17 protein-coding genes are annotated in these 16,231 nt (G+C 34.4%); 10 read left to right on the top strand and 7 right to left on the bottom strand.

From position 1 onward, the window contains the following. Window positions 1-38 precede the first annotated feature (38 nt). From H0V01_13145 to H0V01_13100, 10 genes are all read left to right on the top strand, one after another. Entirely contained in the window at window positions 39-707 is a 669-nt protein-coding gene (locus H0V01_13145; GenBank protein MBA2584322.1) for a BON domain-containing protein, read from the top strand. 55 nt (window positions 708-762) lie between these two features. Further along, window positions 763-1,431 carry a BON domain-containing protein gene (locus H0V01_13140; protein ID MBA2584321.1) on the top strand — a complete coding sequence of 223 codons (669 nt, stop codon included), beginning with the start codon at window positions 763-765 and terminating at the stop codon, window positions 1,429-1,431. Between the two features lie 80 nt (window positions 1,432-1,511). After that, window positions 1,512-2,192, top strand: a complete 681-nt coding sequence (locus H0V01_13135; GenBank protein MBA2584320.1) for a BON domain-containing protein — start codon at window positions 1,512-1,514, stop codon at window positions 2,190-2,192. Window positions 2,193-2,512: 320 nt separating this feature from the next. Beyond that, window positions 2,513-3,403 (top strand): mechanosensitive ion channel family protein, encoded by an 891-nt coding sequence (locus H0V01_13130; protein ID MBA2584319.1) that lies wholly within the window; start codon window positions 2,513-2,515, stop codon window positions 3,401-3,403. 134 nt (window positions 3,404-3,537) lie between these two features. Beyond that, window positions 3,538-3,717, top strand: a complete 180-nt coding sequence (locus H0V01_13125) for a hypothetical protein (protein ID MBA2584318.1) — start codon at window positions 3,538-3,540, stop codon at window positions 3,715-3,717. 27 nt (window positions 3,718-3,744) lie between these two features. After that, window positions 3,745-4,785, top strand: coding sequence for an AI-2E family transporter (locus H0V01_13120; GenBank protein ID MBA2584317.1), 1,041 nt, complete (start codon window positions 3,745-3,747; stop codon window positions 4,783-4,785). A 246-nt stretch (window positions 4,786-5,031) separates the two neighbouring features. Beyond that, window positions 5,032-6,033 carry an endonuclease/exonuclease/phosphatase family protein gene (locus H0V01_13115; protein ID MBA2584316.1) on the top strand — a complete coding sequence of 334 codons (1,002 nt, stop codon included), beginning with the start codon at window positions 5,032-5,034 and terminating at the stop codon, window positions 6,031-6,033. 641 nt (window positions 6,034-6,674) lie between these two features. After that, on the top strand, window positions 6,675-7,904 hold the full coding sequence (locus tag H0V01_13110; GenBank protein ID MBA2584315.1) for a PorV/PorQ family protein: 1,230 nt from the start codon (window positions 6,675-6,677) through the stop codon (window positions 7,902-7,904). Between the two features lie 117 nt (window positions 7,905-8,021). After that, window positions 8,022-10,607, top strand: a complete 2,586-nt coding sequence (locus H0V01_13105; protein MBA2584314.1) for a T9SS type A sorting domain-containing protein — start codon at window positions 8,022-8,024, stop codon at window positions 10,605-10,607. Window positions 10,608-10,822: 215 nt separating this feature from the next. Further along, window positions 10,823-11,284: a DUF1801 domain-containing protein gene (locus tag H0V01_13100; protein ID MBA2584313.1), complete on the top strand. Its 462-nt coding sequence runs from the start codon at window positions 10,823-10,825 to the stop codon at window positions 11,282-11,284. Between the two features lie 37 nt (window positions 11,285-11,321). Here H0V01_13100 and H0V01_13095 read toward each other — a convergent pair whose 3' ends face one another. The 7 genes from H0V01_13095 to H0V01_13065 form a co-directional block, all read right to left on the bottom strand. After that, window positions 11,322-12,083, bottom strand: coding sequence for a hypothetical protein (locus H0V01_13095; GenBank protein MBA2584312.1), 762 nt, complete (start codon window positions 12,081-12,083; stop codon window positions 11,322-11,324). A 26-nt stretch (window positions 12,084-12,109) separates the two neighbouring features. Then, on the bottom strand, window positions 12,110-12,316 hold the full coding sequence (locus H0V01_13090; protein ID MBA2584311.1) for a hypothetical protein: 207 nt from the start codon (window positions 12,314-12,316) through the stop codon (window positions 12,110-12,112). An 83-nt stretch (window positions 12,317-12,399) separates the two neighbouring features. After that, the gene (locus H0V01_13085) at window positions 12,400-13,368 is read right to left on the bottom strand and encodes an L-histidine N(alpha)-methyltransferase (GenBank protein ID MBA2584310.1); all 969 of its coding nucleotides are present in this window, start codon (window positions 13,366-13,368) and stop codon (window positions 12,400-12,402) included. Window positions 13,369-13,373: 5 nt separating this feature from the next. Next, window positions 13,374-14,669 (bottom strand): ergothioneine biosynthesis protein EgtB, encoded by a 1,296-nt coding sequence (locus H0V01_13080; protein ID MBA2584309.1) that lies wholly within the window; start codon window positions 14,667-14,669, stop codon window positions 13,374-13,376. A gap of 208 nt (window positions 14,670-14,877) precedes the next feature. Next, entirely contained in the window at window positions 14,878-15,057 is a 180-nt protein-coding gene (locus H0V01_13075; GenBank protein MBA2584308.1) for a hypothetical protein, read from the bottom strand. Between the two features lie 55 nt (window positions 15,058-15,112). Beyond that, a complete protein-coding gene (locus tag H0V01_13070; protein ID MBA2584307.1) occupies window positions 15,113-15,403 on the bottom strand; it encodes a transcriptional regulator in 291 nt (96 codons plus the stop codon). Further along, window positions 15,396-15,974 carry a hypothetical protein gene (locus H0V01_13065; protein MBA2584306.1) on the bottom strand — a complete coding sequence of 193 codons (579 nt, stop codon included), beginning with the start codon at window positions 15,972-15,974 and terminating at the stop codon, window positions 15,396-15,398. Before H0V01_13065 ends, H0V01_13070 begins: the two co-directional genes overlap by 8 nt. Window positions 15,975-16,231 lie beyond the last annotated feature (257 nt).

The raw sequence follows: 16,231 nt of genomic DNA, 5'->3' as shown, positions 1-16,231 counted from the left end.
TGTTTGTATGAGTTTTTTATTCTTATAATTTTCATTCTATGGCAACAACCCATGTAAAACAAGTAATTAAGGAAACTATACAAGATCAGTTCAATTGGGATGACAGGGTACAGGCAGAAAATATCAACATTGATGTAGCTGATGGAACGGTTAAGCTATCCGGGGAGGTTTATAACTATTCAAGCCGAATGGCAGCAGAGGAAGATGCTCTTTCGGTTTATGGAGTGGTAGGTGTAGAAAACAATTTAAAGGTGAGGTATCCCGAAACGTATAATGTACTCTCGGATGATGAAATAAAATTTGCTATTGAAAACAATTTAAAATTTGATAACCGCATAGAGCATAGAAATATTAATATTAGTGTAAATAATGGTATTGTAACAATTAATGGAAATGTGAATTTTTTTTGGAAAAAGGATGTAGTGGAAAGCTATTGCTATCGAATAGCAGGGGTTGTTGATGTAAATGATAAAATCACAGTTACCCCACAGGGTGAATACAGTGATCAGGATATAGCCTCTGATCTGGATAGAGCATTTAGAAGAAGCGGGTATATAAATGCAGATGAGGTTAAAATTCAGGTTAGCGATGGAGAAGTAACTCTATCAGGTAAAGTTCCTTCCTATGTGGCAAGAATTAGAGCCAATGAACTTGCACAATTTACCACAGGAGTTGTTAATGTAATTGACAAGTTAATTCTAAGATAAAATAAAAAAATCAGAATATTTAAAGTATTGTTTTTTTAAATAAAATTATTGATTTATGGCAGTTTATAGTGAAAAACAAGCGATAGCAGATAAAGTAAAAGAACAACTTGAATGGGATGACAGGGTTTTATCTGTAAAAATATTTATAGAGGTATTTGATGGTACGGTTAAGCTTTCGGGAGAGGTTCCCACTTATGCCAGTAGATTAGCAGCTGAGGATGATGCATTTTCAATTTCAGGGGTAAGAAATGTTGAAAATAATTTACGTGTAAAAAATCCTCAATCAGTCATTATTCCTGATGACAATAAAATAAAATCTTTTATAAAAAACATGGTAAGAATTGATCCAAGGATTGATAATGAAACAATTAATGTTAATGTAGAAGGGGGAGTTGTAACCTTAAACGGTACAGTAAATGCCCATTGGAAAAAGGAGCAAACCGAAAACTACGCTCATCGCGTAACTGGCGTTAATAATGTAATCAATAATATAGAGGTTCGCATTAATGTTGAACTTTCTGATCAGCAAATTAAAGAAGAAATTATAAATGCGGTGAAAAGAAATACCCTAATGCAGGCAGAAGATATCCGGGTTGATGTTAAAAATGGCCAGGTTATATTGACTGGTTTTGTACCCTCTTATACCGCCAAAATTAAGGCAAGGCAGATTGCAAGTTATACCTTCGGGGTTACAAATGTCATAAACCATCTTGAATTGTGGTAGTATTTAATTTAGCAGATTTTTATTGCTAAATTACTTTTGAAGATTTTTTGCATAATTTATTAAAGTTAAATATTTATTTCATGGAGCAATCTGAGGTTAAAAAGGCTATTAAGGATCAATTTATCTGGGACGATAGAATTTTGTCTGCAAATATTAATGTAGAAATTCTGGATGGAACCGTAAGGTTAAGTGGAGAGGTTCCTGATTTTTCTAGCCGAAAGGCAGCAGAGGAAGATGCCCTTTCAATATCAGGAGTTAATCGCGTGGAAAATAATATTGAAGTAACTTATCCTGAATCTGTTGTTGTTCCCACTGATGAACAGGTAATGGATATCTTAAATGAACTATTGAGCCTTGATGATGGGATTGATGCTGATTCGATTTCCGTTTCAGTAAATGATGGAGTTGCTACTGTGAAAGGGACGGTTGATGCTTACTGGAAAAAAAATGTAATTAAGGGATATGCATTTAGAATTACTGGAATAAAAGAAGTAATTGATTCTATTATAGTTAGCAGAAACAGAATTTATTCAGATCAGGAAATAGTTTCAGACATTAAAAAAGCCTTTGAAAGAAACGATTATCATAATACAAGAAATATAAAAGTGGATGTTAAAAACAGAATAGTGACTTTATCAGGAAAAGTCCCTTCACACCTTGCCAGGATGAGAGTAAATGAAATAGTGAATTACACCTCTGGGGTATGTGAAATTGTAGATAATCTTAGTATTGAAAAACAAGCCTCTTATGGTAACATGTAACTAGACTCATTTAATCGAAGGTGGATTACAGCAGTAAGTTCCAAATTAAAGGGTAGAAATTAAATAGAAATCTAAGGCTGTAAAATCAGATATCTGCATTTGCTATGTTTGCTAGGGTGTTTTTGCCACAGAATCAAACACGTGCGTGCAAACAGGCAGCCTTAGAAAAAACTAGATACTCTTTTCGTATGCATTTAAACATTCTTTTAATGGATAGGTGAATTATTTTTTTTTTGGGGAAATGCTGTAAACTTAAGTTCTCGACAAGCTTTTAAAACGTTTTTCACGGACAAGATTACATTTATAAAATTTAAAAAAACATGAATGAAATTATAAAAACCTTAGAAGTCTATTATTATAGTTTTTTAAAAACAATACCCCGTATTGGCCTAGCTGTTTTAATCTTAATTATTGGTATTCTTATAGCTGGCTGGCTTACATCTATTTTCAAAAATCGCATAAAGGGAAAATCATATGACCCACTTATGACTTCCTTTTTGGCCAAGGCTATAAAATTAGTTCTAATTATTTGTATTTTCTTTCTTGCGCTTCACTCAGCGGGCTTAAGCCGTATTGCAGGTGCTATAATAACTATGGCCGGAGCTTCGGCAATTTTGCTTGGCTTTGCGTTTAAAGACATTGCTGAAAATTTTTTGGCGGGAATCATACTTGCTTTCAATCGTCCTTTTCATATGAATGACACGGTGCAGATAGAAGATGTATTTGGAAAAATAAAATCTATGGAGTTCCGATATACCAAGATCACTACATTTGATGGTAAAAATGTTTATATTCCCAATTCGGATATTCTAAAAAAACCGGTGTTTAATTATACTGAAGACGGTTATTATCGTTCCGATTTTATCGTTGGGATCGCTTATGAAAATAATATTGAAAAGGCAAAAGAAATTATTGCAACGTGTTTTGAAGAAAATGACAGAATCGTTAAGGATTCCCAACATGTTAACTTTGTTGCTGAAGATGAATTGGCCCCAAGTACGGTAAACCTTAAAGTGTACTTTTGGATAACCACAGAGGATTTCCGAAAAGGCTTCCTGCAAACCAAAGGATTGTTGATACAACAAATTAAAGTAAAATTAGAGGCAAATGGATTTAATCTGCCAGCTGATATTACTGAACTAAAGTTTTACGAAGCATCAAAGAGCTTTCCTGTTAATGTTGTTATCAAGAGTATAAGCGATACCGTATAAGAAGAATTAAAAAAGAAGTAACAGCGGAAGATTGCAATAACAATAACAGGCACTGTGTATCGACCAGAACGTACCTGTTTGAAGACGGAAAAACATTGGGCTTATGTTTTATTATTCAACACGCAACTGTCAAAATGTTTGGTGGAAAAAGTATTGAAAGGCGCAAGCCATTGGAGGAAGTGGCCAAGGAAATCAATCCCATAATAAGAGGTAATATAAATTATTACCACAAATTTTGGGACGGACATATGCGGTATGTTTGGAATCAGCTCAACAGAAGGCTACTGAAATGGGTAAAAAAAAATAAAATGTAAATTTGTAAATTCAGTAATTATTTTACTATGCAGCAAGAGAATGAACCTCAAATAAATTCAGAAAACACTCCCTCTTTTCAAAAAAAAGTATGGATAACAACCGGAATACTTGCTTTTACAATAATTGTCTTACTGGTTTTTAAAGCCACGTTTGGCGTTTTTTTATTAGTATTGGCAGGAACGCTCATAGCTATATTTTTTAGAGGGTTGAGCAATTTCATTCAACGTAAAACAAAATGGAAAGAAGGCGTATGTGTAGCTATTTCCATTATAGGCACCTTGTTAATAGTTGCAGGGTTATTTTGGTTGATTGGAGCAAAAGTGCAGGCACAAATAGCTGAACTAATGGAAACACTGCCTAAAACTATTGATAATGCAAAGGTGAAATTGAATAATAGTTCAATAGGCGAAAAAATCATTGATAAGCTATCCTCAAAAAATTCATTGGATAAAGCGCAAGTGTTTGCGGGACAATTTTTTCAGTCCACATTCGGGGTGTTCGGTGATATTTATGTGATTTTATTTGTTGGAATTTTCTTCACCATTTCGCCCCAAACGTACACCAAAGGTATGGTGCAACTGATACCTGTAAAAGGACAAAAAAAGGCAAATCAGGTGTTGGATAAACTAGGTGAGCATTTACGCAATTGGCTCAAAGGAAAATTGTTTTCAATGTTTGTTGTCTTTGTTTTAACAGCTATAGGTTTAGCTATTATTGGAATGCCGCTTTGGCTTGTGTTAGCTCTTTTGGCAGGATTGATTAGCTTCATTCCCAACTTTGGGCCTTTGCTTGCGTTGATACCTGCCGTACTAGTGGCTCTAATGCAAAGTCCTGAATCCGCGGCTTTGGTTGTCGGACTTTATATTTTAATCCAATTTATCGAAAGTAATTTTATTACACCACTTGTTCAGCAAAAATTAATTAACATGCCTCCTGCACTCTTAATAATTGCACAGTTGTTAATGGCTACGCTGACAGGCGGATGGGGACTAGTTTTGGCAACACCTCTAACCGTTAGTGTAATTATTTTAGTTCAGGAGTTGTATCTTAAAAACAGAAGCTGTTGACATATTTAAAGTCGAGAACCGGGCAATTATTCATAACTTAAAACATGAAGTATTTGTCATGAAAAAATCAACGTACAAGGAATTCGGGAGGAGGTTAATTGTAAACCGCCACCATTTCTTCAGGTTATAAACTTCCGCTCCCAGCTTCCGGGTGAGCTAAAAAACACTGCTCCAAGCCCCATGAACCACTTGGTTGATTAAATTTTCGGCACTTCTCATTTATTTTCGTTAATTTAACAAGCTGATATGGGTAAATTCAAAAAGATAGCCTACAAAACCGTCCTTGTTGGAGGCATACTACTAAGCCTGCTAACCGCAGCGAGCCTTTTTTATGATACCGGCCTTTGGTTTTTGCAAGTGCTAAACTTTCCGCGGCTGGGCTTTTTTATTGCCCTTGCTTTTTGCCTCGTTTCAGCCTTGGCACTAAAGAAATGGCATCCTATAGGGAATAAGCTATTTATTGCCACCCTTGTAGCCGTAATTTCTATACAGGCTTACATAATATTCCCCTATACTTTTCTTGCACCAAATGCGGTTCCTGAAGCGGATAGGTCATTTAGGGACCAGCCTGCGGACATGAGCATTATGGTAGCAAATGTGTTGATGACTAACCGGGAAACGGCAGAATTTTTAGAAATAGTGCACGAAGCCTCACCGGATATCCTAGTAACGCTTGAACCTGACAAATGGTGGATGGAGAAATTAGCCGTGCTCCACAGCGACTATCCTTACCGCGTTGCTTACCCTGCTTCAAACACATACGGAATGGCACTGTACTCAAAATTGCCTTTACCCCAACATAAAATATATTTCCTCAACCAGGATAGCGTGCCAAGCATAGTTGCAACCATCCGGTTAAGGGACGGCAACACCTTCAGGTTGATGGCGCTGCACCCCGTAGCCCCTGTACCCAGCGGTCATCCCACCAATATTGGAACTGTGGATGAAGAATCCTTAAAACTGGCGGGGAATATGCTCTCCAAAGACAGCTTGCCTACCGTCTTGGCCGGGGATTTTAATGATGTGGGGTGGAGCCACAACTTGAAAGAGTTTGAAAAACGGAGTAAAATGAAGGATACCAGGAGAGGCAGGGGGATGTATAATACCTACAATGCAAATTCTTGGATTTTCCGTTGGCCGCTTGATTATGTGTTTGTCTCCCACCAATGGAAAGTGACGGAAGTGGAGCGGTTAGACGATTTCGGAAGCGACCACTTCCCTTTTATGGTAAAGTTGGTTTTGGAATAACCTTCAAAAGGCTATACCAATGGCAGGGTAAAGACGTAAGGGTACAGGATAAGCCGCATTAGGTGAGTATGTAGTTTGTTTTAGTTTTGTTGAATGAACCTCTTGGGCAGAGCGGAGCGAATGCTTAGCCGCAGCTAAGCCCAAGAGGTTCATGATTTCTTTTTGGAGATAGTCCGTCCACCGCATCGTGTGACGCGTAGCTGAGTTTAGGGTATAATTTCGTTATTTTTTTCAATCTAAAAACGAAGGAAAAAATCGAAGCTATGTTTGAGCCAAGAAGTTTAGTAATTATTTCAGGCAAAGCAAGGCACAATGGGACACATGGAATTGGGGCAAGAAAACAGACTACTTTAACGGAATAAAATCTAAAAGACAATTGAGAATTTTAATTTCTTTCATACAAAAGCGAACCTTGCAAAAGAGCCTGCCTTGTTCACACGCTTCTTGGAATACACCCAACTACGGTGGACACATAAGGGCGAACGTAAAACATGGGCTTGGCAAAAAAGTGAGAATCATGCTGCATTAATTGCATATTCAGCATTAAAAATTTCTAGGGCATTCATTGAAAACATAAACGATTTTAAAAATCGAAATAAATTAATTAATATCTTAGTGCAAGTTTTAATCGCTTATATGTTATGATCTTTAAGTTTAGATTTATTTTTTTTTCAGCCATATTTATTTTGTTGTTTCCTGTTATTACTAAAGCTCAAACAAATGCAATTTTAACTGCAGTTCCTGGATTGTTAATCAATGAAAATGCACAAACAGGGGGCATGGGAGAAATTGGAACCGTGGCTACTGAATTTAATTTCAATGCGGCATATTTGCAAAATCCGGCTCTTTTAGCAAGAAACAAAAAGGTTATTGCTGGTTTTATTAACTATACACCGTTGTTTAGATCGCTTGTTCCCGATATAAACTTGGTTAACATAGGCTTGTTGTTTTCCCCTGATGGCAAAAATGGGTTTTCTTATGCAATGAGTTACTCTTCTTTAGGCAAAATAACTTTTACAAGTCCAACAGGAACACCATTGGGAGAATATAGACCATTTGAAATATACAATTCCCTAAGATATGCAAGAATGTTTTCCACTAATTTTTCTCTTGGATTAGGATACAAAAGTATATATTCAAAACTCGGTCCTGATTTTATGGGGAATGATTACAAAGGAATGTCTCATGCTGCCGATATTGGGTTTAACTATACATCGATAATGCCAGTAGATGAAAAAAAAGACATCAGACTGAATATTGGCGCATCGGCTTTAAATTTAGGACCAAAATTAACTTATGGTTTTGGAAGGTATGATTTTGTTCCCTCAGTTTTAAAAATTGCTGCTATGGTAAACATAAACCTTTATTTAGTGAACAAAGACCTTATTACCCTTTCATTTTCTTATCAAGCACAAAAGTTATTGGTTCCCACTCCTCCAATAAGAGATCAAAATGGAATAGTAGCAGGCACAGACCCTGATATAGGAGTTGTTGCAGGAATTTTAGGTTCTTTTTCAGATGCTCCTGGAATTCCTATTCGGGATGCTAACGGGAATTTCATTTATAATCCGGATAACAGTATTCAAATTGAAAAGGGCAGTGTATTGAAAGAAGAACTCCATGAAATCATTCACCAGTTTGGAATAGAATCAAGATATTCTTTTTCCGATATAGATTTAGCCCTTGCTTATCGTGCAGGCTATTTTCATGAATATGCAAGCAAAGGAAATAGAAAGTATATTACTACCGGAGTTGGAATTCAAAGGAAAGCTTATTGCATTGACCTTGCTTATTATATTTCTGTTATTGCACGACACCCAATGGGCAACACAACTGTTTTTGCCTTTTCTTATCAGCTTTTCAGGCAATAACTAAGCAAATAAAAATTGGTAAATTGTTTGTTTTAAGTCATTACAAACAAAAAAAACTTCATATCCAAAAAACAATATCTTTGTATAATTTAAGTGAACAATTATTCAAAGATTCGTATGAAAAATAAATTATTCCTTTACTTATCCATCTTCTCGATGGCAGTTATATTAACAAGTATCTCCTATTATTATACTTCCTTTTATCAACCACAACAAAATGCTAAAGCTAAAATCGAAAAGTTTAGCCGACCTGCTGAACATTTCTTTTTACAAAGAAGTTATCCGGATACTTTTTTTGATATCAAAGCCTATGAGGTAGTATTGAAACAGGAACAGATAAGATACGCAACTTCACGTTCATCATCCAGAAGCATTAATTCTGAATGGACTTTGGAAGGACCAGGCAATATCGGTGGCAGAATAAATTCAGTTGCGGTTCATCCCACAAATTCGAACATAATTTATGCTGGAAATGCCGGTGGCGGTATTTTTAAGACTACTAATGGCGGTACAACTTGGTTTCCAATCTTTGATGACCAGGCCTATCTTTCCATTGGTTGCCTAACCATTGATCCCAATGATCCTAATACTATATATGCAGGTACAGGAGATCCTAATATTTCAGGTTACCCTGCCATTGGCGATGGAATATATAAATCAACAGATGCAGGTGCCTCCTGGAATCATATTGGATTAACTGACCAGCGGATTGTTTCCAAAATTATTATTGATCCTTCAAACAGCAATACAATCTATGCTGCCACAATGGGGCTGCCTTTTGCACCTAATTCCGATAGAGGATTATATAAATCGAATGATGGTGGGATAACATGGAATCAAATTTTATTCATCTCCAGTGATGCAGGGATTATTGATTTAATAATGGATCCTTTTAATTCTCAAACAATCTATGCTGCTGGTTGGAACAGGATAAGGAACAATCAACAAAGTATAGTTTCGGGTCAGGCAGCTAAAATATACAAAAGCATGGATGGAGGGGTAAACTGGAATATTCTGGAAGGTGGCCTCCCAACTGATAATATGTCAAGGATAGGCATGTGTCATTCGCAGGTTAACCCCAATACCTTATTTGCTGTTTATGTTGATGCTTCAACCCTTGATTTACAAGGAATTTATAAAACAACAAATGGGGGTGTTACATGGACTGCTTTACCAAATTCAAGTTTACCTTCAGGGGTTTACAGTGGTTTTGGATGGTATTTTGGACAAATAAGAGTTAACCCAACAAATGACAATGAACTTTTTCTGTTAAGTGTAGATCTTTATAAAACCAATGATGGAGGTAACAATTGGTATATGGCAGGTCCACCATGGTGGGATTATACTGTTCATGCTGACAAACATGACCTGGTTTATATTAATTCTTCAACATTTATACTTGCCACTGATGGAGGCTTATACAAAAGTACAGATGGGGGAATGAATTTTACGGATATTGAAAATATTCCCAATACACAATTTTACAGGGTGGCAGTTAATCCTCATGACAATGCAATGTACTATGGAGGAGCTCAAGATCAAGGAACAATGAGTGGGAATGGGGCAGCAATTAATTCCTGGAATAGAATGTTTGGAGGAGATGGATTTCAGGCTCTGTTTGATCCAAATGATTCTTATACCTGGTATGTGGAAACTCAAAATGGAGGAATCTATTATACTGATAACAATGGGAATTTTTATGATAATTTAGATTATGGATTGAATTCTAGTGACAGGCGATCATGGGATATGCCTTATATTATGAGTAAATCAAACTCTTCCATATTATACACTGGTACTTACCGCATTTATAAAATGACAGGGGCTCCTTATGGTGAATGGATTCCAATAAGCAATGATCTTACTGATGGTATTATTTTTGGTTCTCGTTTTCATGTGATCACAACTGTTGATGAATCAGCAGTAAACAATCAGCATTTATATACAGGAACAAGTGATGGTAATGTTTGGAGAACATTAAATGGTGGAGGTAGTTGGGTAAATATTACAGGATCACTTCCGGATAGGTATGTTACTGATATAAAAAGTTCGCCAAATAATCTGAATACCGTTTTTGTGGCACATTCCGGTTATAAATCCAATGATTATATTCCACACATTCATAAATCATCAAATAATGGAACCTCCTGGACAGATATATCAGGTGATCTTCCTCAATTGGCAGTAAATGATATTTTAATTTTACCCGGGCACAATGATTCTGTAGTGTTTGTTGCAACTGATGGTGGAGTATACGCAACGCTTAACAATGGAATTAATTGGGATCGAATTGGAAGTAATATGCCAATATTTCCTGTATACGACATTGATTATAATAGCACCACAAAAAAAATCATAGCTGGAACTTTCGCCCGTTCATTAATGACTTTTCCTATGGATTCCATTATTAGCCAAGGTTTAATTACGGTTAATGAGGTTAATTCTAATTCTCCGGTTAGTTCTTCCGTATACCCCTCGCCAGCAATTGCTACGCTTGTTCTTGAAATAAAAGGTATTCAGTCAGGTGAATCTGTAAGCATTTCTATTTTTTCTATGGATGGAAGACCACTTAAAACTATAAATTCTCAATACAGTAGTAAAACGGTTATTAATATTGGAGATTTAAATCCAGGAGCATATATTATCAAATCAGATGTAGGAGGTAAAACGTTTATTAATCGATTTGTTAAAACTTCACGATAAAGAGGTTTTACTATCAACAAAAGGGTATTCAGAGGCTTAATATTCAAAAATAATACTTTTGGTTTTTTATTATTTTCTATGGGGGTTAAAATAAATAATGCGGATAAAATTATCCAGGAAAAAAGCACTATTTACTGCCCTTGATTTTGTTTCCTGTTTGATTTAGTCTTTTCATTGTTCATGGGGTCAGAGTTCATTAAAAATAAATATATTTTATGCAGTCAAAAGAAACAACAGTGAAGGCCTACCTGGAAAGTTTGCCGGAGGAGCGAAAAGCTGCAATGCTCAAACTAAGAGGAGCAATTTTGCAAAATATTCCTCAAGGATTTTCAGAGGAAATAAATTATGGAATGATAGGTTATGTGGTTCCTCATACACTTTATCCTAAAGGATATCATTGTGATCCTAAACTACCCTTGCCTTTTATTGGTATTGCATCACAAAAAAATTTTATCGCTGTTTACCATATGGGAATATATGCCGACAAGAAATTATTGGAATGGTTTCTTAGTGAATATCCAAAACACTGTAAAGCAAAATTAGACATGGGGAAAAGCTGTATACGTTTTAAAAAAGCGGATCAAATTCCTTATAATCTTATAGGCGAATTAGCTGTAAAAATTACTCCTGATCAGTGGATACTGATTTATGAAGAACAGTTCAAAAAAGGTAAATAAGTTCTTTATTAACATTGGTTTGAGGTTTCACAATCTTTTAATCAATGCGATTCCTTAAATTTAGTTCGGAATGATATTTTTTAAATGGAATATTAAATTTATTCATGATATCAGATAGGTTTTTAACTCCCCAATTCTCTGCTTTTGGATGAAAAACTATTTCGAATGGTAAGGTAATAAAATGGGTTAATATTAAATCAATTCCATTTGAAGATTCCTTGCTTTCTGGTTTTGTTTTAACTACAATCCTGAATTCTCTTTCGTTTGAAAAACTCTCATCCTTGCTAAAGGCAAACAATGATTCGGTTTTATAAAGTATGGAATTCCTTCTTGTTTTTTGATAATCATAATATTGAACCTTACCCAGTGTAATGCTTTCAATATTATGCCCGTTGCAAGAGTAGTTATTGTTTTTGAACAAATTCTTCAGGTCCTTATATTTAATACGAACAGCAACGCTATCCGGATTTGAAAACAATTTCCACATCGCCATAGATTCTCTGTTTCCTACAAACCAGCAACTGGCAAACAACTTCTTTTGAAGTTCCCGAAGTTTAAATTCTTCTGTATCTACAATTATCTTATTTAATTTTTTCTTGTCCCCAAATTTGTGTTTCAAAAGCAATAAATTCCCGAAAATCCCATCATCTTTATCCTCAAAATGATCAAGTCGTTTAAGGTGCAGTTTTTTGTCAATGAGAAAAGAAAGAAATTTTTTTAAATCAACATACCGCCACAAGTAATCCTCCTTGAATGGTTGTTTATTAATAAAATTAAGGATAGCCCTTTCATTTTCCATGAATCAAAAAAGGATTAATTTTAATACTATTTTCCCTTCGAGGAAATGAGTAATACAATACCAAAAAGCATAACAACTGCACTAATAATAACCGGAACATAATCTCCCTTTGAAATTACTATTTCCATGCCTAAAAAACTAAAAGCTTCGGTTTGTTGAATCACGTTAATGGTTGTTATAATAGTGGCGATCAAACCACTGGTTAACAGAATTACTCCAAGAATTGTTTTCATACTTTTATAATTTGTCTTTTAATAAAAGGGAATAATATACAAAATACAAGAATGCCCTTCTTTTTTAAAGATGGTAACCCTTTTCAACTCAAATTCCAAACTGAATCAACAAAATAATTCCTGCAATCATAAAAATTATATTTAATTGTAAAACCTGCATTTTTTGCAAGTTTTTCTATTGATTCAAGATCGTATTTTTTTGAAACCTCAATTTTTATGGGTTCCCACTGGTCAAAGAAAATAACTTTGTTAATGGCTTCAATGTATACATCTTGTTTTTGTTTACTAATAAGATAACTCCTTGCCTCCCCATTAATAGGATCATATGTGGGGTAGTGTTTAAATTTAGAAATGTCAAAATTTCCTCCTAGTTCCTTATTTATCCGCTCCAGGATGTTGAAATTAAATGCTCCTGTAATTCCTTGTTTGTCATTATATGCGTCTAATATTACTGAAGGGTCCTTTTTTAAATCAAAGCCAATTAAAAACAAGTCATCAGGACTAAGTGTTTTTGCGAGATCACTTAGAAATTCCAATGCCTCTGTAGATTCGAAGTTTCCGATACTGGAACCTAAAAATAAAATAACTTTACGCGTTTCAATGTTCTTTAATTTTTCGATTGCAGGTAAAAACTCATCATTAATTCCCTGTACAGTAACTGCAGGAATATTTGATGCCAGATCTTCTTCAAGTTTTTCAATTGCATTTGCTGATATATCAATTGGCATATATTTGAATTTTACTTGCTCATCAGACAGCTGTTTTAAAAGTAATTTTGTTTTTAGTGCATCTCCAGCTCCTAATTCAATAAGAATAAATTCATTTTTAGTTTCAGTAAAAGTTTTAATGAGTTCATCTTTATGGCTAGAAAAAATTTCATATTCGCTATCCGTTAAATAATACTCAGGCATAAGCATGATTGCTTTAAATAAACGATCACCGCATTCGTCATAAAGGTGTTTTGAGTGCAAATACTTGGGAAAGGCAGAAAGTCCTTCCATTACCTCTGATGCAAATTTGGTGACATTTGCTTTTATTAATATATCTTCCATTTTATTTATTTTAGGTTTTCCGCTAATCTTATTCCTGAGAATTGCCATCTCTTATCAGGATGAAAAAAATTGCGGTATGAAAATCTTATATGGTTTTTTGGTGTTGCGCAGGATCCCCCCCTTAAAATCATTTGGTTAATCATAAACTTTCCATTGTATTCACCTAAAGCACCTTGTGCTATTTTAAAGCCAGGATAAGGAAGGTAAGCACTACTGGTCCATTCCCAGACATCCCCAAATAACTGGGTTGAATAATTTTTTCTTGGAACAGGGGCATAATGCCCTTCTTCTAGAAAATTGGCATTTTCAGGTATTACTTTATATAATTCCTTTGCAACTACTTCCCATTCAAATTCAGTAAGCAGTCTTTTATTTTTCCATTTGGCAAAAGCATCAGCCTCATAATAACTCACATGGGTTACAGGATCGTGATAGCCAAGTGGTTTTAACCCTCTTAAAGTGTAATAATGCCACTGTTTTTGAGAATAATGCCAATATAGAGGTGAAGTGATATTATTGAGTTTTATCCATTCCCAGCCCTCCTGAAGCCAAAAACTGAAATCTTCGTATCCTTTGGCTTCAATGAATTCTAAATATTCCTGATTGGTAATTAGCCTGTCCAGATAGCGGAAAGAATTTAAGTATACTTTATGTTTTTCTTTTTCATTATCATATGAAAATTCATTTCCACTGTATCCTATTTCATAAATGCCTTCAGCCATATCCAGATAATTTTCAATTGGTTTTTCAGGAGGATGCTCATTTGTGTTTTCGGAATTTAAAAATGCTGGAAATAATGGATTTGTACCTAAAATGTATTTTATATCCATTAATAGCAGTTCCTGGTGTTGTTGCTCATGGTTAATTCCCAATTCAATTATTTTCAAAATTTTTGTTGTAATCAGGCCATTTGAATTCAAAAAATCAAGCAGGTTCTCATTAACATACATCCTGTAATTATAAATATCTTCAATAGTTGGCCTGGATAAATACCCCCTGTTTGCTCTTAGTATTCTTTCTCCTACTGATTCATAGTAACTGTTAAAAAGATAATTATAACCAGGATTAAAAGCACGATAATTCTTTTTACTGGGGATGAGAACGAAATTTTCAAAAAACCAGGTTGTATGTGCCAGGTGCCATTTTGGGGGACTCACATCAATAATAGGTTGAATTGTATAATCCTCGATCAATAATGGGTGGCAGATATCATTGGTTTGTTTTCTGACTTTCAGGAATAAATTTATTATTTCAGAAATATTTGTCTTTATATTTTCCTGTATTTGTGTTCCTGTTTTCATTTCTTATTCCTTTTAATTAAATTTAATGAAAAAAAAGGAATAAGAAAAACTAGCGTAATAATTTGCTTTATTGTTAAAAAAATAACAGGTTTAAATGCAGATGCATCTTTATCCTGTTAAAATAAAGGCAATATTCTCTATTAATCCAAAAGGGCAATAACAGAAATTTCCTTTTCGGAATTCCCTTAATAATTAATAAACTTGGTCATTATCTTTCTCGGTTGTAATAAAAAATGATAGAAGCCATGGCTATAAATCCTATGCCCATTCCAATTGCTCCTCCAATTTGAACTTTATTGAAAATCATGCCGATGCCGGCTCCAAGAAACATAAAACCTACTAATGCAATACCTCCAATAGAGGAACCTGCTTTTTTCTTATTTTCCATTGTATTTAGTTTTTGTTTTTAATAAGAACCAATGATCCACTAATTTGAACGTTTTTTATTGTGGCTTGTTAATATATTGTTGCAAGATGATTATATACTCATCAAATGCTTTTTGGCCTTTTTTTGTGATTTTACAAGTTGTTTTAGGTCTTTTTCCCACAAATGCTTTTTTTATGCTGATATAATTGGCCTCATTTAATTTTTCAAGCTGCACACTTAAATTTCCTGCTGTTGAATTGGTCTTTTCTTTTAAATAAGTGAAGTCCGCTTCTTCTACACTAATAAGAATCGATATTACAGCAAGCCTCAATTGTGAATGCAACAGTGGATTTAAATCCTTAAACATTTTCTGCGGCTTTGGAATTTAATAAATGACCAGGAATGATATATCCTGCTAATACTGCAAAAGCCAGGATAATTAGCTGATAATAAAATTCCACATTAAAAGCAATTACCGAGCAAAGCCAACAAATAATGCCTCCAACAATTAAGGGTTTGAATTTATAAGCTCCTCCCGAAATGAATAAACCAATTCCGTAAAACAATAAAATCACAGGATAAAGATTTAATTTGAGTTTAAAACCAAATACCAGGACTATTGCCATGCAAACGCCAAAAGCAATCCATGTATAACTAAGCATTGTATCCACATACGTTTTTACTGTTTGTTGTTTTCCTTCTTTAATTCCAAAATAAATGGAACCTATAATTCCAACAAGTATAAGTAACCAGCCTGCAAAGGCGTAATCTGCGTATGGAGTATGAAATAAGATGATATTTACAGCACTTGCCCCGAACACAACATAGCCCCAAAGCAAAAACATAAAACTATCAGTTTTTTTTATATTATGCCTTGATGTGCTTATCATCCTTTTTATGATTTGAAGGCTTTCTTCCTGTGTGAGTTGATCTTCCATTTTTTTTAGATGTATTGTAAATATGTTTCAAATATAAATTAGTTTATAATATAAACCAAATTTAAATTTATTTTTTCAATAAAAAATCTTTTTTAAAGCGGGTTAATGCTTAACTACAGATACTTTTGCCAAACTGAATTAATTGGGAACTTTTTTAATTTCATTTACCTTAGCTGTTAGAAAATGCACATTATTACAACAAATCACTAAAAGATATACTAATAATAGTTGATAGCATATAATTGAAACTGTAACTA

This window comes from Bacteroidota bacterium (assembly GCA_013696965.1).
Lineage (GTDB): Bacteria > Bacteroidota > Bacteroidia > JACCXN01 > JACCXN01 > JACCXN01.
Note: the sequence above shows the minus strand (reverse complement) of the source record. Positions and strands in the feature narration are given on the sequence as shown.